This window comes from Verrucomicrobiota bacterium (assembly GCA_027622555.1).
Taxonomy (GTDB): domain Bacteria; phylum Verrucomicrobiota; class Verrucomicrobiia; order Opitutales; family UBA2995; genus UBA2995.
In genome coordinates this window covers 1-21,034 of record JAQBYJ010000023.1, presented here as the reverse complement: position 1 = coordinate 21,034, position 21,034 = coordinate 1, and the positions used below count along the sequence as shown (strand labels likewise).

Genomic DNA, 21,034 nt, shown 5'->3' with positions numbered 1-21,034 from the left:
ATTTTTACCACATGAAGAAAACGTCTCCGACTTCAAAAGGTCTCTATCAGTGGACCCGTAAATTGCATCTCTATATCGGGATGTTTATCTGTCCATTCATTTTGGTTTATGCGGTTAGCACTCTTTATCTGAACCATAGTGTTCGACCGCAAACCGTAGACCAGGCTCAAGCTCCGATTTCGATCCAGGTGGATCAGAATGCAAAAGGTCCAGAGTTGGTGAAACAGGTGTTGGAGCAGTTGGAGCTCACCGGAGAAATCGCCGGCGGTGGTCAGGTTAGGAATAATGAAACCATTATTCGTGTTGCTCGCCCAGGATCCGTCAAAGTGGTCACGGTAAATTTACTGGAGCAACAAGCAACCATACTTGAAAGAAGTAACGGTCTCCTGGGTGCGATAAACTATCTGCATTTCAATCCCGGCTTACATCGGGTGCCCAATTGGAGTATTACAAAATTATGGGGATGGTTGGCAGATTCGGTGGTTTACTTTACGTTGTTCCTCACGGTCAGCGGTATCTACCTTTGGATTCTGTTGAAGGCCGAAAGGAAAATGGGTCTGTTCCTGCTCGGTGGCGGGGTCGCCTCGTTCGTCTCGATAGTGGCTGCCTTAATCTATATCTGATCCTTATCCACAGCAACGAATTACACTTATGAATAAAAACGATGCATTGAAAGGATTCGAGAAGTGGAACCGAAAAATCCACATTTACCTTGGTCTCTATATGCTGCTGTTCATCTGGCTGTTTTCCATTTCGGGTCTCTTTATGAATCATCCCAAATGGTTTCATGGAAAAATCGAACGGACTCCGGGTGAAAGACAGGTCACGGTTTCTACCGACATGGATGACGTTGCCAAGGCCAAGGACCTGAGAGAGCAGCTGGGATTGGAAGGGGAAATCATTTTACGAGCTCAAGGGAATCCGGAAAAATTTGCCTTCATGGTGATGCGTCCTCACCAGCGGCACGCGATCAATGTCGATCTCGCTACTCAATTGGCGACGGTCACTCTCGCAAAACCTCAACCCGTCGGGATTCTTGCAGACTTGCACACTTTTACCGGAGTTCGAGGCATTTGGAATGAACCGGTACAAGAAAAAGATTGGTTTCTCACGCGAATTTGGAGTTTCAGTATGGACGCCCTGAGTATCGGTTTGATCCTCATCGTTATCAGTTCCTTATACATGGGACTCAGGATAAAAGAGAGTCGGCGATGGGTTGTTGCCTCTTTGGCCTTGGGCACTCTGGTCTGCTCCTTTTTCGTTTGGGGGCTTACTCTGATGGGTTAACTACTCATCTATATTTCAATCACGAAAGGTTGGGCCACTGCGTCCTCGCAGTGCCGAGTATTTCTTGAGTATTCGGCGGCGGAGCAGGGACGCTCCCGCCCTACCAATTTGTCGACCGAAGGTCTCGGTACAACTGCGATTATCCTGGGAACGCCAAGCCCTCGCTTGGCATTTTCTTTCCAAGGATCTTTCCGATATAGAAAATTGTAAGAGGGGGTTTATCCCCCGATTGTTCGAAGCTCAGTCAAGTGATCGGGGGATAAACCCCCTCCTACAGTTCTGCTTCAGAGCCTTGATGCTGGAAAGGCTGAAGAGACTCCTTGTCGCCTGACCATATCTGATGCTGGTTTTACGCCTCGGATCACTTCACTGCCACTGCCCGCACCCGCGTATGGTTGTCCTTACCGGCGGGGCCTTCGATTGTCAGAGTGATAACATATTCCCCAGCCTCGGAGTAACTGTGAATCGGATGTTGTTCAGTGGATTCGTTGCCATCTCCAAAGTCCCAATGCCAGTTGGTGATGTCTCCATAAGATGTGTCCTGAAAAGCGATTAAGCGGCGTTTCATATCTAGCACTTTAAATTCCCAAGACGCTTCCAGTGGGTCACGGAATCGCTCCTCCAACGGCATCAATCGAAAGGCCACCATATGGTCTCCGTTACCGATCATGTCAAATTCATGGGAGAGACTATAGAACCCAGTGTAAGCGCGACTATCCGGATTGTCGACATCGTCGTAGTCGAGAACCGCCCAGGACATGCCGATGATTTCGTTTTCGATTAGTTGTGATACGATAGCGCGGGCCGGATCGGGTGGGGCGTGGTCGAAGGGTGTGATCCAAAATTCCAAAGTTAGCTTTCCGCTCTCTCCGGGTTTAAAGTCGTAGGAATAAGCAGCGTTTGCGTAAGGTAGTTTCCCAATCCACGGTTGGCTCCCCCAGACAAAGTCCCAGTCCTGCCCTTCATGGGGCGTGTTGATGTGATGATTTTGCGCGTGGACCCCGTGGAAAGATAGATGTGCCTCCATTGGAGTGAGATCTTGATTGGGGTGCATGCGCGAAATAAATGGCCCGCCCGAAAGGTCGGCATCGACGACCAACTCGAAGATATCGTTGTGCCGGTTTGCCAGCGCGAAATCCCAGTAATTATCCCAGCCTTCATAGAGAAAGTAGAGTTGATTCATTCCTTTCACCCATCCGACCTTCACTTTTACGTCGAGTGAGTCAGGATCGACTTTTGCTCCCGGATTTACTCGCACATCCCGGAGCTGGTCGGAACCTATGGAATACGACTCCGGAACCATATCCCAGTCATCTGTATTTCCATCAATGCGCGGTATGGCATCAGCAGGAAACTGAAAAATTTGAAATTCAACTCCTGGCCGTTCCAAGGCCAATGCCAGCTGAGTGAAAAAGATAGAGAAGAGTAAGATAAGAGAAGTTTTCACGGCATGGATTAACTTAGATTTCTGTTTTTTTCGAGCAAGGTTAGAGTGCTGATCGCAACCCATTTGTCCTAATCTGATTCGACGAGAACGCGTAGGAAATCTCAGATGGTTTTTAACATAGATGGGTTCAATTTTCCGGAAGGGCGAAGGCGATATACTCGCCTTTAATGATGACTTCGGAGTCGCGGGACAGGCCCGATTGGGAGGAAGCGCAAAAGAGAATGTATTGACGACCGCCCACTTGATAGACCGCGGGTATTCCTTCAACTCCATTGGAGACTTCTCTCTCCCAAAGAAGCTCACCGGTTTTTGAATCGAACGCTCTCACTTTTTTGTCTTTTGATCCGGCGAAGAGCAGACCGCCGGCGGTTACGACAGGTCCGACTTTTTGGTAAACGGATCCGGTATTTCTGATGCCTTTTGCCGCGAGTTCCGGAACTTCGCCCAGAGGGATCTGCCATTTAATAGTTCCCTCGTTCAAATCATAGGCAGTGATTGTGGTCCATGGAGGTCCGATGAGTGAAAGTCCATTGCTCGCCCGGACAAGTCCAAAGCCACTGACAAATCGCGCGTTGTTTTCCAGTTGTACCGTTTCGTTACCCAACAACTTTAAAATGGGGGTCGGATGTTTCAAATAATCCACAAGCAACTGCATATCAGACTCCGAAATGGATGGATTGCCGGGCATGGGTCCTTGTCCCTGTTTTATGATATTGAGAATTTGCTGATCGTTGAGTTTGTCGGTGACTCCAACCAGAGACGAAACCGCCATGGCATTTTCTTGAGCCGATGTAGTGTGGCAGTTGTGGCAATGGACATCATAAAGATAGGAGCCACGCAGTTCAGGGTTTTCGGGCGGTGGTATCGTTTGAGCTCGATCCGGTTCGAGTTTCAGAATGGCCGGGTGATCTTTTGAAACGACATAGAGCATGCCCGCTTTCGGATCGACCGCGCCGCCGCCCCAGTTTGCTCCGCCGTTGTTGCCCGGCATTTGAATAGTGTCACCTCGGCCAGGAGGAGTAAACAAGCCTTCGTTGCGGGCACCTTGAACGTAGTCGAAGAACTTGGCCCGTTCCTCCGTTTCAATATAGGGATTCAAGTCATCCACGGTAAATGTCTGACGTGCGAAAGGTGGAGGAACCGTTGGAAATGGCTGTGTCGGCCACAGCGTTTCTCGAGGCATTTCAGTACCTATTGGAACCTTTCGTTCCTCAATTGGCCACAGCGGAATTCCGCTTACTCGATCAAAGACATAAACAAAACCCTGTTTGGTCGCCTGAGCCACAACGTCTATCATCTCGCCTTGGTGTTCTACCGTCAGAAGCTTTGGGGCAGTGGCGGGGTCATAATCCCAGATGTCGTGGTGGATAAACTGAAAGTGCCAAATGCGTTCGCCGGTTCGCGCGTCCAGGGCAACCAGGCAGTTACTGTAGAGGTTGGTCCCTGCCCGGTCCGCGCCGTAGAAATTGTATTTCGCACTGGCAACCGGCAGGTAAACGATTTTCCGCTGCACATCCAAGGTGAACTCGGTCCAGACATTGGCGCCGCCAACTGTTTTCCAGGCATCCTCTGGCCAGGTTTCGTGACCGAACTCTCCCGGATGAGGTATGGTATGGAAGGACCAAACGAGCTTTCCGGTGCGGACATCGTACGCGCGAACGTCTCCAGGAGCAGACCCATAGCCTTCATTCGTTGCCGAACCAAGAATCAACAAATCTTCGAAGACTCGACCGGGCGAACGGGATTGCACGATGGTAAACGAATCCGGATCTCGCCCCAAACCTTCCTTCAGGTTGACACTACCGTCCTTGCCGAAGCTATTAATTGTTGTTCCGGTTTCAGCATCGAGGGCCCGCAGAAAGTGGTCGCTTGCAAAGAACAGTCGCCTATCGGACCTATCCTTGCTCTCCCAATAATTAATTCCGCGGTTGGTGATCGCAACGGTTCCGGGTTCCAGCGTGTGGGTCCAAACTTCTTTTCCGTTGCTTGCGTCAATGGCTACGATCGAGTTGTTCTTGGCCAGAACGTAGGCGCGGTTTTCCACGACCAGTGGAGCGAAAAAATACAAATTGTTATCTTCCGTTGAGAAAGACCAGGCGAGTTCGAGACGGCCTACATTGGAGGTATTGATCTGATCGATACTCGAGTACTGGGCTGCATCTGCACTCCCAGCATAAGCACTCCAGGTTGAGTAATCGGAAGGTTCTTCTTTTTGACCTTCACTACAGCCAATTAAGAAAATTATGAGGAATAAGTAGACCTTGGGTGTTGAGATCGGGGAGTTCTTGTTTCGTTTACGAATGGCGAGTCGAAGGTTAGTTTTTAAATTCAATGAGAACTTCCCTGAACGTATTTGGACCGACATTTTTGGCGCTGTGGGTTGCCGGAACAGCGGGATAGCCAGGACGATCGGATACGATTTGATCTCCTTGTATCTGGAAGGCGAGGGCGCCACCTGCTTCGAGTTCCACTGTGTCCAGGAGTTCTCCATCCGGGCCGCAGACTTCGAGAGTTGATCCTTGGATCACTCGTATAGTATAGTCAAGCACGTGGGTGTGCCGATCCCCTTGTTCTCCGGGTTCCAGGTCGAGGTGCCAAACGATAACCCGATCATCTTCAAATACTTTTTTGGTGCCTACTCCAGCCATAGGACTGATTGTTTAAGTGAGTGCCCTGTTATAGGCAATTGCTTTTCGCTGTGTTGCACCTCAATCTCTGAATTCTTTCAAATGAAGATTCTTCGCACTTCTCTCTATACGCTTCTAATCCTGGCGCTCGCATCTGAGATGTCGTTTGGCCAGGATTCCAGGCCTAACATTCTTTTAGTAATGGCGGACGATCAGGGATACGGGGACGCAGGCTTTACCGGACACCCGTTTGTTAAAACGCCCCACTTGGATGCCATGGCCAAAGCCGGAGTGGTGTTTAATCGATTTTATGCCGGTGCTCCTGTCTGTTCGCCAACCCGTGCCAGTGTGATGACGGGTCGAACTCCCATGCGAACCAATGTCCCCAATCATGGGCACTATATGCGCCCCAACGAGGTGACTATTGCGGAGGTGCTTAGAGATGCCGGTTATGTGACCGGGCACTTTGGAAAGTGGCACATAGGATCGGTTCAAAAAGAAAGCCCGACCAGTCCAGGAGGTGCGGGCTTCGATGAATGGTTTTCAGGGTTAAACTTCTTTGATCGTGATCCTTATCTTAGTCGAAACGGCGTTTACGAAAACCCGAAAGGTCAGGGTTCCATCATCAGTATGGATGCCACGATCGAGTTTCTTAAAAAGCACAAGGACGGCGAGAAGCCGATGTTCACCGTTACCTGGTTTCCTTCACCGCATAGTCCTCACGAAGAAACTCCGGTCGACTTTCCGGGAGGGGAGGATCTTTATAAGGGTGAAGAGAGTCGCGGTTATTTTCTTGAAATCACATTGCTTGATCAACAAATGGGCAGGCTACGTCGAAGCCTAGGAGATATGGGTATCGCTGACAACACCCTGGTCTGGTACTGTAGTGACAACGGAGGTCTCGTCGAAGCTTCGTCCGGCGGTCGTGAGAAAAAAGGAAGCATCTACGAAGGTGGACTTCGCGTTCCTGCGATCATCGAATGGCCGAGTAAGCTGGAGCCGGGAACGATTGAAACTCCGTCCTGTGCCACCGACATTTACCCAACCTTGCTTTCGATTGCTAATGGCAAAGTGGCGCATCAACCACGGCTCGATGGAATAGACCTTTCGAGCATTATTGCTGGCCGGCGAACTCAGCGGCCTCCAATGGGCTTCTGGCATTTACACACTGTCGGACAAGGCACCTGGAGCGACCGAACCATTAAGGCATTGATGGAAGCCCAGCAACAAGGGCTCCCCAATCCACATCCGGAGCGACTACTTAAAAATGTTGAGGAGTTTCCTGAATTGGAAAGAGGCGATTACCAAGGTCACGCCGCCTGGAACGATTGGCCCTGGAAGCTGCACCGTATTCAAAAGGCGGATAAAGTAACCGTAGAACTGTACAACCTGTTGAACGATCCGATGGAGTCCAACGATCTTTCAAAGAAAGAATCAGCTCGAGTCAAGCGGATGCTTTCTGAACTGGAGCAGTGGCAAGCGTCCGTATTCGATAGTTGGGAAGGGAAGGATTACTGATTTTCGGAAGCATATTTTCTTCAATATAATCGTGAAAAAGCGGGAGTTTAAATACCAATGAGTTCTGAGATTGTATTGGTTATCCCAGTTCTCCTCAAATGAGCCTGTTTCAAACAACAGAGTTATTTTTGCGGACTGAGTGGATGTGTGATCGTCTCTGAATTGACCTAATATGCTATTATATTGGCGGGTAACATTATTGCATGAATAGTATTTTATCCTTCCTGCAAAGACTTAACAGCCACCTGAACGATTCCCATCTGGTGAAGTTCAACTTTGATGACTTGACCCGCTTCATCACGAATGAACTTCAATCTGGCATCCACGAATTCGAAAAAGAACTCAGTTTCGGATTCTGGATATATTGGTAGGGGTGGTTGCCCAGTTACATTTGCAAGAAGTTCTTCTCCTTCTAAGCTTACATGGAAAGAAATCTTTGGCTTAAATCGATATTCTCCGACATAGTCCTGTAAAAGTTGAGTGGTTAATTGAATGGCCTCTCTCCTTTTTGCTAATGGATACTGCCTTTCAAGAATATGAAGGCCTATATCGTCGATGAAACTCACTGAATTGGATAGAACAACAACTCCAGTTTGATTATCTTCTCGAAAGCCGACAAAGCTATGGAACCCGTTGGTTCCTCCATTATGCCAGTAAATTGGTGCGTCAAATTTGTCCGCAGTTACCCAGCCAAAACCATCTTCATCTTTAGAGCCATTCTTAAGTGCGCGAGTTAAAGCCAGAGCTTTCCCCATCGGTGATGAAACAGATTCGAGGTTTGCGGAAATGAATCTCAACATGTCATTTGCTGATGATCGAATTGAACCCGCACTTTCAAAGGTAGAAAACTGACATGGCGGAACGGCTTCCATCTGTTGGCCGTGGCCGACAGCTAATCGGCTATTTAGCATGGGTTCAAGTTTGGCACTCGTGCTGGTCATCTTTAACGGTTCGCATACTCTAGAATGGATCAACGTGGCATAGTTGAGTCCTGTTCTTCGTTCGAGCAGGTGTCCTAATAACGCATAGCCGATATTCGAGTACTCATAGGTTTCTCCAATGGGACGGTCTAGCTGATACCCGGAAAGAAATTCGTATAAATCGGTATGAGAGTAATCCGCCAAAGGTTGAGTAAGCTCTTTAGGATTCAAGTTGCTAGGCATGCGAGGAAGTCCGGAGCGATGAGAAACCAAACTGAGGAGGTCGATTTCCCTGCCTTCGTAGGTTGGCACTCTCACTCCCTCAGGAAGAAATGACGATATTGGGTCTGATAGTTTTATCTCACTTTTGAGATGCATATCAGCCAACAGAACCGCCGTGAATAGCTTGGAGACAGAACCTATTTCGAAAATCGTATCACCATTCACAGGTTGATTTGATTCTTTACTTATATTGCCAAGACTTATTATCCGGGTCTTATAACCTTCTATAAGGCCGATAACCATTCCTGTGCTCTTCTTTGCTCCGTCTATCCTATCCGTTAATATCGCATTGATTTCTTCGGTTGAAATTAGACTGTCTCTGCGGCTCGTCATCCTTGTTTGATGGCTGCGGTTAAGATTTGGACCAGCGGTTTTCAGGACTACTATTCTTTCCTGTACTTCTCAAACCACGCCAGGGTATGTTCAACTTTGGTTATAAGCTGGCTGGGTCGATTAGCGATATTGTGATAGGAACCGGGGATCTCGACAAACGCTGTTGGGATCTTTCGAAGTTTTAAGGCATGATAAAGTTGTTTGGCTTCGGAGATGGGAGTTCGAAGATCTTCCATGCCGACCATGACGAGAGTGGGTGTTTCCACATTTCCCACTAACGAAATCGGCGAGAATTTCCAGTAGTCCTCAAAGTTTTCCCAGGGCTGTCCGGGGATTCGATAGTTGGCGTAGCCGTAGTAATTGTCAGCGGTGAGCGTCTTGCTGATCCAGTTCATAACTGGCTTCACTACCGACGCAGCCCTGAAGCGATGGTTCTTTCCAATAATCCAGGCCGACATGATTCCTCCGGCACTGCCACCGGTCACGAACAATTGATCTTCATCGATGTAGTCCTTCGCAATCATGACGTCCACGCCGTCCATGATGTCCTGATAGTCGTCACCCGGATAATTGTTGTAGAGCAAGTTTCCAAACTCCTCGCCATAGCCGGTGCTGCCCCGAAAGTTTGGGTAGAAGACTACATAGCCAGCAGAAGCGGCCAATTGCATCTCTGCAGAAAATCGATCTCCGTAGTTCGAAACCGGCCCCCCATGGATTTCCACCATGAGTGGATACCTGTTCGCTGGTTCGAACTTAGGTGGTTTTACGATCCATCCTTGGAGTGCTCGTTGGTCGAAGGTGGAGGTATACCAGACTTCTTCAAACTCGCCCAGCTCCCGGTGATCGAGCAGGTCGGCATTTAGGTGTGTGAGAACACTCACCTCGGTATTTGAAATCACAGCCACATCGGCTGGGTGGTAGGGTGTGCAAAAAGTGTAAGTTATTACGTCATCTTCGGAGAGTGTAAAGGAGCCGCCTCCATAGGGTCGCCCAATTCCTGTTCCTCCCAAGTTATCGGCAATTTTTTCTACCTTACCACCGAGACTTACATAACCTATCTTTGTGTTACCATGGTTATCGTATTGGAAGTAGATACCGTTGCCATCTTTGGCCCAGGAAGGATTGGAAATACTGCGATCAAGATTGAGATCGATCTCTCGTTTGTTGGAGCCGTCCAGGTCCATTAAAAATAAACGATCAATCTGATAAGTTTGTATCTTATCTTCGAATCCCAGGTAAGCGACCTGCTTCCCATTCGGTGAAATAGTTGGGCTGTGGTCAGGGCCATTTCTATCGGTCAAGACTTCGATCGAGCCAGTCTCAAGATCGAGTTTGTAGATTTCTGAGTTTCGAAATTCAAATTCCCAGTTCTCGGTCCGATTGCCCGAGAAGACCAAGGACCTGCCATCGGGTGACCATTGAGGAGTTCCGCTATGATGATAGTCGCCCGAGCTAACTTGGCGAGCAGTCGACCCATCGGCGGGCACAACAAAGAAATGGCTGAACCCAGGAGAGATGTAGCCGGAGCCATCGCGCTCATGCTTCAGGAGGGTCGTCACTCTTGGTGCCTCTGCCCATTTCGCATCTTTCGGTTTCTTGGGCGGTTTCACCAGTTCGTCCTTTTTTCCGTCCACCTTGAGTGAAAAGGCTATATGAGTTCCATCCGGTGACCAGCTTAGCCCGGAAGGTGATCCATCCAGTTCCGTTATCTTCGCCAATTGCTGAGTGTCCGCCCAAAGCACGTAAATTTCACTACCGTTCTCACTTGAGCTGACAAACGCGATCCTGTCTCCGCTGGGCGACCACCTGGGGTTGGATTCATTGACCTCTCTGGCGGTAAGCTTACGATGATCGGTTCCATCCGAGTTCAGCATCCATAAACGACCGTAGGCTCTATCGGTCATGATATCCATGCCGCGTCTCACATAGACGATGGATTTCCCATCCGGTGAAATCTGTGGATCATCCGCGTATTCCAATTCGAAGACATCGAGGTTTTTGAATGCGGGTTTGTCGGCCTGAGCCTGCGCACCACACCAGAGAAATATAACAGCCAGGGGAATCAGAATGAGTTTCATCTGAAACCAAACTATTTTGAGAAACCCCTTGGGCAAGGTTAGATTGTATTGAGGATTCGCCTATTCCTGGGACTTTCTATTCTTAAACGGATACTGCAGCTGTTTCCTCCTAGGTATGATTTAATAATACGGGATGAGATTAAATTTCGCTGTAGGGCTAGTTGCTTGCAACTTGGCCTCCGTGATCCATAACCTTGCCGGACAAGGCACTGATGCAAGCATCGAGCCCTACGCTGGGGGAATAATGCTTTTGATAGTTGGGAAAGGAAAGATTACCCCTTCCGCTAAACTTGAGCAGCGGGTGGAGCAACTACCGGGACAATCTTGTTCGTATCATTTTTTATAAACCGCTTTTGCCTGCGCTTGCTCAATATGCGCGAGAAAATCATCCAAACCGGCAGCAGCCAGAATAAGCAGGAGCAACTTTAGTCGCGACCTGAAGGTTTTTGATTTACGAGTGGCGAACAAATTTGCTCCTATACTATAGCCATCCTTTCGTTTCAGGTATTAATTGTACCGAGGTCTTGACCGACAACGAAGTGAAAAACAGTCACACCCCCTGTCTTTAATTATAATCCGATTTCTTCCGGATGGTTTACGTATCCAAGGAACAAACAGATTCCCGATTGAATATGCTGAATGGCAAAAATGAATGGTCTATCAATGTGGACGATCAGCGGTTCCGGTTTTTTCTCAATTCCAAATGCAAGTAACATTTCTATGCCCGTGGTCGCAGCGGCTTCGGTTCCTAGCTCATCTACCTCAAGCCATGTTTGATGTATCACCTTTCCCAAGTAGAAATACTCGCTTGGAGAGATGGTTATCATTCCGCTGAAGTCGGCGCTGTTTCTTGGAATATCAAAGGCTTTTTGAATACCCATCCTTTGAAGTATTTGCCCGAGATCCAGAGAAGACGGTTTGAGAATTAATTTTGGAAAATGAAGTTCGATCTCCCGTTGGGTAGTCAGCTTTCTGCAAGAATCAAGCAGGGTTGGATTAAGGGATTTTCTGATGTCGGATAAGCCGTTTTTCTTATCCGGTATTAAAGCTAAAAATTGAAGTTCCCCGCCCGTGTAAGGAATAGAGATGGCTGTTCCCTGTCGGATTTTCCGGTATCCAAAATGCTGCTTCTGAACCATCGTTTGAACGTTCTTCCTTTCAACCCCGTTAATCCAAAAGTTTTCAGCTTTGGTTAGGTCTTCATCAAATGCAGATTCCCAGGCCGCCTTGAGATAAAGTGTATTGATTAAACAAGCTCGGGTATCTGTTCCGATGCTGCCGTCTGATATCAATTCTTCTATCCTGCCTTTGGTACATTCGGAAACCCACTTGTTCATTTCGGTTCTCGCCGCGTCCGGGTTGCCTTCAAAATCCAGCTTACCAATTTCCGAAGCTGGTAGCTGATTCAGGCTTTCCAAATAGATTTTGTTAAGGACAAATTGTCGCTGAATATAGAGTTTATTTGCGACGTTTAGAGCAATGGCAGGATGCAGACCTTCCTCCTTATCAAAATCTTGGAATTCCGTTTGAATCCTGTTGAGGTCCTCGTTTATTCGAGAAACGTTTAACAAAAGATCTTCGTCATTCTTCGGGTAATGCAATGCCTTCCTAATTTCGTCCCTGGTATCGCCAACCGCTCCCAAGTAAGCCATTAAAAATGCAGTCTGAATGGAGTAGGGGGAAATCACGAAATTCGATGTATCTTGTGAATTATCGAAGTGTTTGCTTAGCAATTCGATTCCAAATGTATTGACGGCCTTTGAAAACGAATCCTGTGCTTCGCAAACGGAAGATGCGGCGCAGGTAAAAATAAGGAGCGAATGGGTAAGCCATTTAAGCATGGAATAATTGTCTGGGGCTTTAACCATTTGACAATCATAATGCAACCAATATGGAATTTATGTATGGCTACAATTACTATTAAAAACATTCCGGATTCTGTGCATGGTGCTCTGAAGGAAAGAGCATTGCGCAACGGACGTTCGTTGAATGGGGAGGTGGTGTCCTGCTTGCAGTCTGTGGTGGCTGTACCTCAGATTGATGTCACCAAGGTATTACAATCCGTCGACAAAATCAGAGTGTCCGACTCTGTTCGGCTTGACACTAAATTGTTGGAAAAGGCGCTCTCCGAAGGCAGACCGTGATAGTTGTCGATACAAACATAATCGCTTACCTCTTAATTGAGGGAATCAGGACAGAAGACTGCCGAAAGGTACTACTTGCAGATCCGGAATGGTGTGTTCCATTTCTTTGGAGGTCAGAGTTTCGCAATGTATTATCAACCCATATGCGGCATGCCGCCATGTCATTGGAGGGAGCCGTTGCCAGAATGCAACAGGCTGAGAGCCTGCTGTTTGATCGGGAATATTCGGTGGCATCTCCATCCATTTTGGAAGTTTCAAAACGATTGTCGATTTCAGCCTGCGACGCTGAATTCGCAAGCCTTGCCATGAAGCTGGACACTAAATTAATTACAACGGATAAAGCTCTACTTAATAAAATGCCTAAGCTGGCATTGGATCCGGAAAACTTCTCTTCAACATAATCCCCATGAAAACTATTGCCCTTGTTTTTCTTCTATTTCCTTTTCTCGTTTTTGCTCAACAGAATCGCGGACCTCAGCTACCCGCAGGCACGAAAGTTACGAAAGATATTATCTACCAAAAGGTGGGGGATCGTGAATTGCCTCTGGATTTATATATCCCTCCCGGAGCAACCAAACCGTTACCCTTGATCATCTGGATTCACGGGGGTGGATGGAGAGGCGGAAGCAAGAACGGAATTAATCAATGTGCGGATGCGTTGAAACACGGTTACGCGGTGGCTTCGGTGGAGTATCGCTTGAGCGGCGAGGCGATCTTCCCGGCGGCGATTGAAGACTGTAAAGCCGCGATCAGTTACTTGCGTTGGAAAGCTCCGAAGCTAGGACTCGATCCTGATAGTTTTGGAGTATGGGGCTCCTCGGCTGGAGGTCATCTTGTAGCTTTGTTGGGCACCACCAATGATGTGCTTATCTTTGATACGCACTCTGTAACCAAAATGGCTTCACCTACGGTTCAGGCTGTTTGCAACTGGTTTGGTCCCACTGACTTTCTGCGCATGAACGACGTGACCGGTGGCATTGATCATGACGCAGCCGATTCACCTGAATCACTATTTATTGGCGGTTCCATTCAGGATCATCCTGAGAAAACCCAGCGTGCGAATCCCATTACCTACGTATCACCCTCTGATCCTCCTATGCTACTTATGCACGGGGATAAGGATGAGTCCGTGATCTACAATCAAAGCGAGCTGCTCTATCGTGCCCTGCAAAAGGTGGGTGTAGAGTCTCAATTATACAAAGTGAAAAACGGTGGCCATGGATTTCGTAATGCGGATGAGAGTCCCGAAATGTTGTCTGCGCGAGCCATCGCGTTTTTTGATAAACACTTGAAGTGAAACGGACCCTTTCTTTGAAAAGATTTTCAACTCGATAATGGTATTTTTACAGTTCCGCCTTTCGTGGCGGTTCGCGGAAAAATATCGCAAAAACAAGCAGCACGGCCACAGACAGAAAGGCTGGGACCTGCCAGATCTTTGCCCAGTCATGGACTATGGCACCTGCGGAATTTGTAATCTCATACATCGCCAGAACCTTACCCGCAATCATGGTGCCAACAAATGCGCCGACGCCCCATAAGATAAAGGCGATGAATCCCTGACAGGCGGCGCGGATCCGTGGATTGGCCTGGTCATCGACGTAGAGCTGCCCAGCGATGAACAGAAAATCGTAGCAGACTCCGTGCAGCAGGATAGCGACAAAGATAAGGGGCGCGCTCATCGCGGCCAAACTGACGCTCCCGGCGAGGAAGAAGTAGCGGGCGCACCATGCGAGAATTCCGAGAAAAATGGTTTTCTTATAGCCCAGCCTTTTCAGCATGATAGGCAGCATCAACATGAAGATGACGTCCGAAACCTGTGCGAGAGACATCTTACCGGCTATTCTTGTCCATCCGATTTCAGTGAGGTAAATCCCCATCATCACGAAGTAGAAATAGAGGGGAATACAGATCAGGAACATACAGGAAATGAAGATAGCGAAAGACGGTTTCTTCATCAGCGAAAGAGCGTCCAGTCCAAGCAATTCTCCTATGCCGACATCTTTGCCGGTCTTTTGTGGCGGCGTATGAGGGAGTGAAAGCGAAAAGATTGCCAGAGCGATAGACGCGCAACCGGCCAGGTAGAATTGTATCGATGATTGCTCTCCTTTCAGCATCGTAAGCGTGACGCCGCCGCCAATCCATCCTACGGCCGACCATAGCTTCACGCGAGGGAACGCAGTCTTAGCGTCCTTAAGATGGTTGAGAGCGAGAGAGTTTCCCAATGCGAGTGTTGGTGTAAAAAGGGCACAGTAAATAATCAACGTGGAGTAAAATGGGAGAAAGGTGTCGAACCTTGGCAACAAGCAAAGTGCCGCGCCTCCGAGCAATGCCAGTACAGCCAGCATTTTCTCCGAGGCGAAATAGCGGTCAGCAATGAGTCCAACAAAAAAAGGCGAGATCATTGAACCAATCGCGAATGCGCCATAGGCCGCGCCGATCTCCTGTCCACCAAACTTCAGCGTTCCCGAAAGGTAGGCGCCCATACTGACATACCAGCTGCCCCAGATGAAGTATTGCAGGAAATTGAAGAAAGACAGTTTGACTTTGAGTTGTGTTTGCATGGTCGGCAAGAAGTTCGTTTTTTCGATTACTTCGTATCTTTATTGTAGTCTTACTCTTTCAGCGTTTTTTGATGTAGAGATTGCGAAACTGGACCTGCACAGCCAAACAAAATATACGCTAGACCTATGACGAAGCTGATGCGAATCAAATCGTGACTGTCCCCGCAGTTTGGAAGTTTGCAGGCAAATCTATTAAGGCATCAGATTAAAGGAACAGAAGAGGAGAGCTTTGATTTTATTAATTACTCGTTCAAATGACGGTTGTATTTGGAGTCGAACTTGTCTTTTAGTTAATTATGCTTCGTCTACTTTACCTATTGCTGTGCGTCTGTTTGGTTGGTTGTGGTGCTTCCCCTAAGACTACCTCCACTGAATCTCCAGAATCCACACGTCCGAATATCATCCTCATCATGGCCGACGACCTGGGATGGGGCGACGTGGCCTACAACGGGCATCCGGTTATCAAGACTCCCAACCTCGATGACATGGCCGCTAGCGGTTTGAAGTTTAACCGCTTCTATGCTGGGGCACCGGTTTGTAGCCCGACTCGTGGATCTGTGCTGACAGGACGGCATCCTTCGCGTTACGGAATTCCTACCGCGAATCAAGGACACCTGGCGGACGAGGAAGTCGCCTTGGCAGAGGTGATGAAAATGCAAGGCTATGCCACCGGACATTTTGGCAAATGGCATTTGGGTACGATGACTCCGGAATACTCCGGTAAGAAAGGACGCAATCCGGAGGAGAACTATTCGACACCCGGGACATCCGGTTCGGACGAATGGTTTGCCACTGAGTATGCTGTTTCAACCTGGGATCCGTACGATCCGGCTAACGCGCATGACGGTGTCGTTGATCCTCGGGTACTCTACTGGGAGAATGGAAAGAACGTTGTGAATGGTGTCGAAGAAGGATTGGTCGGTTGTGATAGCCGTATCATTATGGACAGGGCACTTCCATTTATCGAAAAACAAGTGAAGACCGACATGCCCTTCTTTACCGTGATCTGGTTTCACGCGCCCCACACACCTGTCGTTGCAGGGCCTGAGTATTTGGCCATGTATCCGAATGAAGAAGAAGGCAAACAACACTTCTATGGAGTTGTCACAGCCTTGGATGAACAGGTTGGACGCCTTCGCAACTCACTGAAAGAGTGGGGAGTCGCCGACAATACCATGGTCTGGTTTTGCGCCGACAACGGCCCCGAAGGTAACCCGGAAGCCAAGGGTCGCAATCAAGGGAGCGCCGGACCATTTCGGGGACGCAAGCGTTCCCTCTACGAAGGTGGTGTTCGTGTGGCAGGGATTCTGGAGTGGCCTGCCAGGGTCTCCCGTCGTGTTACAGATTTCCCCGCTGTCACCAGTGATTACTTTCCAACTATTCTGGACGTGCTTGGATTCCGAATACCCGAAATGGACCTGCGACCGTACGACGGCATCTCACTGTTGCCAGTGATTGAAAGTGATTTGAAAGAGCGCCCTCGTCCTATCGGCTTCGATGGACATGGACTGGCAACTCTGAACGACAACCGTTTCAAGCTCGTCCACAACCCCAACGAAAAACGTCTCAATTCAGACAACGGCACCGCCCCCATGACCGAGTGGGAACTCTACGACCTGATTGCCGATCCTTCCGAAACCACCAACATCGCGGATCAACATCCCGAGGTGGTTAAGAAAATGCGCTCTCAGCTCATCGCCTGGCAGATCTCCTGCGAAGCCAGCGCCAATGGGATGGATTACTGAATTGTTCTACCAGCATTATCAAATGCCCCCAGCGTCTTAAAATACCAAGCCATTGCCTGACCCGATTCCTCCTTCTGCCAGTCGGTGAGATTCGGCCTGATCAGAACGGCTTCCTTCCATAACACTTTGCCATTGTCACGACTAGTTGGATCGCCTGGCTCTTGTTTCGCACTACCGAGGAAATATTGACGACACATCTACAAGTGACTCTCGCCGCGCTGAAAAACATATTTCAGATACCACCTCTGGGTAATCCACCATGCATTACGATTCCCCTTGTCCAACCCCCGTTCGGGCTCCCGCACTTTCTGAATCCACGTTTTCATCAATGCTAACACAGCTTGACTCTGAATCATGTTTTACAAGGAAATTGGCATTGATAAATCTCCGCATACAATCATCCTTTGACATGATCATTAGCTACTTAAAAAAACTCATTCTTCAAATTGAGAATACTTATCCCATTAAAATAATCACGTATACTAATAGTTATGCGAAAGTTCTTTCTAGTTATACTGACGCGCAACAACTTTTGTGAAAAAGGATGATGATTTCATTGACCGCAGTATAAGTATCTGTATTATGGATACATGATTAAACTGCAATTGACCGATCAGGATATCTCCGACATTCACGAGGCTCTTGACGACCCCATGATCGACCAGCGCAATAAAAACAGGCTTTTGGTGATTACCATGCATCATGAAGGGGCGAACAACACCTTCATCTCCGCTTGCATGAAGCTCTCCGCCAATACGGTGACCAATTATATCAAACTATTCCGCGATGGCGGCATAGGTGAATTGATTGAGAATCGCTATTATTGTCCGTCCGGTTCATTGGAGCCCTTTATGCAATGCATCGAGTGTTCCTTTAGAATCATACCCGTGCAAAACGCCAAGGACGCGGTGGCGCGAATAGAAAAAATGACGAGGCTGAAGTTATCGGAATCCCAAACGCGCAGGATCATGAAAAAAATGGGAATGTCACTGAGGAAATGTTCATCGATTCCATCAAAAGCGGATCCGCAACTCCAATTCGATTTCTATCGCGAGGAGATGAAGCCCCGTCTGGAAGAGGCCTCCAGAGGCCAACGCAAGGTGTTTTTCGTGGACGCCGCCCATTTTGTCCTGGGCGCGTTTCTCGGAATGGAATGGTATGGTGTTTCGTCCGTCCGTTTATCAAGACATCATCCGGACGGCAGCGTTACAACGTGCTGGGAGCGCTCGACAGCCATAGCAAGGAAATCATAAGCATCAAAAACACCGGCTACATCAATGCGTTGACGGTGTGCGAACTGATTGAAAAAATAAGGAGCCAATACGAAGAAGATTCCATTACCCTGATTCTTGACAACGCTCGATACCAACGCTGCCGGACCGTGATGCAAAAAGCCGAAGAACTGAATATCGAATTACTGTTTCTGCCATCGTACAGTCCCAATTTGAATTTAATAGAAAGACTTTGGAAACTGGTTAAAAAACGTTGTCTGGCCAACCGTTACTATGAAACCTTTGACAAGTTCAAACACGCATCGACCACTGTCTTGAAAAATTATCCAATGAAGATAAGGCTGAACTTGAGTCGTTGCTTACTCTCAAATTCCAGTTCTTTGAGAATCACAAAACTTAACGTGCGACAGTATACTTCGGATTCTTCCCGAAATGCTCATAGAGCAAGCGCAGCGCACGGTAGTAGGCCTGCATCGTCCGCAGCGACACGTCCTTGAGGTGAAAATGCTCGGCAAAGAGCTTCATACAATCGTATTTGTGATTGTAATAAAGCGGGTTTTCGATTTTGGTTGTACTTACTTTTTTTATGTTTCATAAGACCGGTAGTCTAGCGATAGGCTGCCGGTTTTTCAAACCCCATGCACACTCAACCCCTTCTGCCGCGTAGAGGCTTTGTTCAACCAGTCGGTTGTCCAAATCTTCGGAAGCTGCGCTCCCTCCGATTGGACACCTTGACGTTGGAGAGCTGAATACCAACCACAGATTACGCAGATTTATACAGATGCGGTCCGGGTATTTCGAAAAGAAAAAATCAGTGCTTATCAGTGGAATCAGCCGTGCCTTGGCGGAGACTAATGGTTAAAGAATATGGAACAAACTAATCAGGAATGTAGGTTTGAGGAAGAAAAGCTCCAGTCCAATTATCCATGATTTTTCTCATCATGAGGTTTCGCCTCTGCGGATAAATATGTTTTGCCTGGAATTTGTTTAAGCTGGCTATCTCGCTGTAGGACCTGGTTGGTATCGACGATTTAGTTACGCCTCCCGCAATGCGCGTTTGAGAAGTTTTCCGGTGGGGCCTTTGGGCAAGGAGTCAATGATTTCCACATGGCGTGGGTATTTGTAGGCGGCGATGTGTTGTTTGCAAAAAGCGATAATTTCTTCAGCACTTGCTTTCTGTCCGGGCTTTAGAGAGACCACTGCCTTAACTTCCTCACCGTACATTTCATGTGGAATCCCGATGACCGCTGCTTCCATCACGGCAGGATGAGTGTATAGCACTTCTTCAACTTCGCGGGGGTAGACGTTGTATCCTCCGCGAATGATCATGTCCTTTGTGCGGTCGACAATGAATAGATCTCCTTCTTCATCGATGTAGCCAATATCACCTGAATGAAACCATCCACCGCGCAGTGCGGTAGCCGTGGCATCCGGATTTTTGTAATAGCCTTTCATGATGTGGTGACCGCGCATGATGACTTCACCACGTTCGCCTTGGGGCATCTCCTGATCCTGTTCATCGACGACCTTCATATCCGTTCCTGCAATCGCCTTACCAACGGTCCCGATTTTTTTGGTTTCATCCAGCGGCTGGTGGGTTGCAAGAGGAGACGTCTCTGTTAGTCCATAGGCTTCCTGAATCCTCACGTTGAACTTCTCTTCAAACTTGCCTTTAACTTCAACCGGCATGGGAGCACCTCCGGAGACACAGAATTTAACGCTCGAAAGGTCTGCATCCTTGCATGCCTGATCGTGGAGGATTGCGAAATACATGGTGGGCACTCCTGGAAAGAAGGTTACCTTATCTCGTTCAATGATGCGCGCTGCGTCAGCGGGAGTAAATCGTTTAAGATAGGTAACAGTGCCGCCGCCCAGGAGTATGGCGTTCTGGACTGCGGTTTGAGCGAAAATATGATACAGTGGAAGACCGCCGAATCCTACGAAGCCAGGCTGAACCAGGTTAATCTCTTTGGGCCATATACTAAACATACGCTCAGCGATATACTGGGCATTATAGAACAGATTGAAGTGGGTAAGCTCGGCGCCTTTCGGGTGGCCTGTGGTTCCACTGGTATAAATAACAACCGCCGTATCGTCGGCCATAGTTTGGCATACATCCGCATGTTCCGACCTTTGCAAGGCTTCAGAAAAACTTCTGGCGTTTGATGGTATGGAGTCCTCATCTCCATTTGTGATAAGGTAAAGAGTCTTACAAGTTTCGCACCTTCCATATCCCGCCAACCCGGCCACCTGGCAATCCCTGTGGAGTATGAAGGCCTTGGCTTCACAGTTAGTCAATTGGTAGACGATTTCATCTGCAGAGAGCAGTGTATTCAAAGTTACAGCGACCCCACCGGCGTAAACGATTCCAAAGTAGGCAATGGTAAACTCAGAGCTGTTAGAGATCATCATCCCAACTTTGTCGCCGCGCTCGATTCCGGCATCAATTAATTCCGCAGCAAATTTCCGCACAGCGGAGTCCAACTCATCATAGGAATAACGTTCCTCCTCAAAAATGAGTGCTGTTTCGGAGCCGTATTGCCTTGTTGAATTCGCTAATAAAACACCTAGGTTTAGTGACATAGTAATTTCGGGATTTTAGATTCTGCGTGGGTATTCACTGGAATCTTGAAATAGGATATCTGGTTGGCGAGAAAAATCCCGGCTAAGGCCTCGGTAAATTCGCGACCCGTAATTATAAAACGCTCGGGATCGCGATTAATATTGTTCCTACTTGTCACGCCGAAGCCCTCGGGCGAAGGAGAGCACCCCGGATCCCGCATCTAAGTTTTTGGTAGCAGGAGGTATCTTACTACCGAATCTCCGGTGTGTAATTAAAAGCGCGGTGAGTTACGACCTT

At 48.2% G+C, this 21,034-nt stretch carries 17 protein-coding genes and 1 pseudogene; 9 read left to right on the top strand and 9 right to left on the bottom strand.

Features of this window, described 5'->3' with window-relative positions:
• The first annotated feature begins 11 nt into the window (after positions 1–11).
• Together O3C43_08215 and O3C43_08210 are read left to right on the top strand one after the other, a co-directional pair.
• On the top strand, positions 12–623 hold the full coding sequence (locus tag O3C43_08215) for a PepSY-associated TM helix domain-containing protein (protein MDA1066472.1): 612 nt from the start codon (positions 12–14) through the stop codon (positions 621–623).
• Between the two features lie 28 nt (positions 624–651).
• Positions 652–1,287: a hypothetical protein gene (locus O3C43_08210; GenBank protein ID MDA1066471.1), complete on the top strand. Its 636-nt coding sequence runs from the start codon at positions 652–654 to the stop codon at positions 1,285–1,287.
• 361 nt (positions 1,288–1,648) lie between these two features.
• On the opposite strand, the gene O3C43_08205 is transcribed toward O3C43_08210, so the two are convergent.
• From O3C43_08205 to O3C43_08195, 3 genes are all read right to left on the bottom strand, one after another.
• Positions 1,649–2,734 carry a PKD domain-containing protein gene (locus O3C43_08205; protein ID MDA1066470.1) on the bottom strand — a complete coding sequence of 362 codons (1,086 nt, stop codon included), beginning with the start codon at positions 2,732–2,734 and terminating at the stop codon, positions 1,649–1,651.
• 127 nt (positions 2,735–2,861) lie between these two features.
• Entirely contained in the window at positions 2,862–5,066 is a 2,205-nt protein-coding gene (locus tag O3C43_08200) for a pyrroloquinoline quinone-dependent dehydrogenase (protein ID MDA1066469.1), read from the bottom strand.
• Positions 5,050–5,382, bottom strand: coding sequence for a hypothetical protein (locus O3C43_08195; protein MDA1066468.1), 333 nt, complete (start codon positions 5,380–5,382; stop codon positions 5,050–5,052). Before O3C43_08195 ends, O3C43_08200 begins: the two co-directional genes overlap by 17 nt.
• Before the next feature lie 81 nt (positions 5,383–5,463).
• Between O3C43_08195 and O3C43_08190 the strand changes: the two genes are divergently transcribed.
• Positions 5,464–6,879 carry a sulfatase-like hydrolase/transferase gene (locus tag O3C43_08190; protein ID MDA1066467.1) on the top strand — a complete coding sequence of 472 codons (1,416 nt, stop codon included), beginning with the start codon at positions 5,464–5,466 and terminating at the stop codon, positions 6,877–6,879.
• A gap of 215 nt (positions 6,880–7,094) precedes the next feature.
• Here O3C43_08190 and O3C43_08185 read toward each other — a convergent pair whose 3' ends face one another.
• The 3 genes from O3C43_08185 to O3C43_08175 form a co-directional block, all read right to left on the bottom strand.
• Positions 7,095–8,414 (bottom strand): serine hydrolase, encoded by a 1,320-nt coding sequence (locus O3C43_08185; protein MDA1066466.1) that lies wholly within the window; start codon positions 8,412–8,414, stop codon positions 7,095–7,097.
• A 50-nt stretch (positions 8,415–8,464) separates the two neighbouring features.
• Complete coding sequence (locus tag O3C43_08180; GenBank protein MDA1066465.1) at positions 8,465–10,492, bottom strand: S9 family peptidase; 2,028 nt, start codon at positions 10,490–10,492, stop codon at positions 8,465–8,467.
• Between the two features lie 569 nt (positions 10,493–11,061).
• A complete protein-coding gene (locus O3C43_08175; protein ID MDA1066464.1) occupies positions 11,062–12,360 on the bottom strand; it encodes a serpin family protein in 1,299 nt (432 codons plus the stop codon).
• A gap of 36 nt (positions 12,361–12,396) precedes the next feature.
• Between O3C43_08175 and O3C43_08170 the strand changes: the two genes are divergently transcribed.
• Genes O3C43_08170 through O3C43_08160 form a run of 3 tightly spaced genes read left to right on the top strand, consistent with a single transcriptional unit; the run spans position 12,397 to position 13,933 of the window.
• On the top strand, positions 12,397–12,636 hold the full coding sequence (locus O3C43_08170) for a plasmid stability protein (protein MDA1066463.1): 240 nt from the start codon (positions 12,397–12,399) through the stop codon (positions 12,634–12,636).
• Positions 12,633–13,037: a type II toxin-antitoxin system VapC family toxin gene (locus O3C43_08165; GenBank protein ID MDA1066462.1), complete on the top strand. Its 405-nt coding sequence runs from the start codon at positions 12,633–12,635 to the stop codon at positions 13,035–13,037. The genes O3C43_08170 and O3C43_08165 overlap by 4 nt, the downstream gene beginning before the upstream one ends.
• Positions 13,038–13,042: 5 nt before the next feature.
• Entirely contained in the window at positions 13,043–13,933 is an 891-nt protein-coding gene (locus O3C43_08160) for an alpha/beta hydrolase (GenBank protein MDA1066461.1), read from the top strand.
• A 46-nt stretch (positions 13,934–13,979) separates the two neighbouring features.
• Here O3C43_08160 and O3C43_08155 read toward each other — a convergent pair whose 3' ends face one another.
• Complete coding sequence (locus O3C43_08155; GenBank protein ID MDA1066460.1) at positions 13,980–15,197, bottom strand: MFS transporter; 1,218 nt, start codon at positions 15,195–15,197, stop codon at positions 13,980–13,982.
• Between the two features lie 296 nt (positions 15,198–15,493).
• Between O3C43_08155 and O3C43_08150 the strand changes: the two genes are divergently transcribed.
• From O3C43_08150 to O3C43_08140, 3 genes and pseudogenes are all read left to right on the top strand, one after another.
• Positions 15,494–16,942, top strand: a complete 1,449-nt coding sequence (locus O3C43_08150) for a sulfatase-like hydrolase/transferase (GenBank protein ID MDA1066459.1) — start codon at positions 15,494–15,496, stop codon at positions 16,940–16,942.
• A 590-nt stretch (positions 16,943–17,532) separates the two neighbouring features.
• Complete coding sequence (locus O3C43_08145; GenBank protein ID MDA1066458.1) at positions 17,533–18,195, top strand: winged helix-turn-helix domain-containing protein; 663 nt, start codon at positions 17,533–17,535, stop codon at positions 18,193–18,195.
• Positions 18,096–18,434: pseudogene (locus tag O3C43_08140) on the top strand (IS630 family transposase). Before O3C43_08145 ends, O3C43_08140 begins: the two are co-directional and overlap by 100 nt.
• 136 nt (positions 18,435–18,570) lie before the next feature.
• On the opposite strand, the gene O3C43_08135 reads toward O3C43_08140, so the two are convergent.
• Positions 18,571–18,699 carry a hypothetical protein gene (locus tag O3C43_08135; protein ID MDA1066457.1) on the bottom strand — a complete coding sequence of 43 codons (129 nt, stop codon included), beginning with the start codon at positions 18,697–18,699 and terminating at the stop codon, positions 18,571–18,573.
• 510 nt (positions 18,700–19,209) lie between these two features.
• On the bottom strand, positions 19,210–20,757 hold the full coding sequence (locus tag O3C43_08130; GenBank protein MDA1066456.1) for a long-chain fatty acid--CoA ligase: 1,548 nt from the start codon (positions 20,755–20,757) through the stop codon (positions 19,210–19,212).
• Between the last annotated feature and the right edge of the window lie 277 nt (positions 20,758–21,034).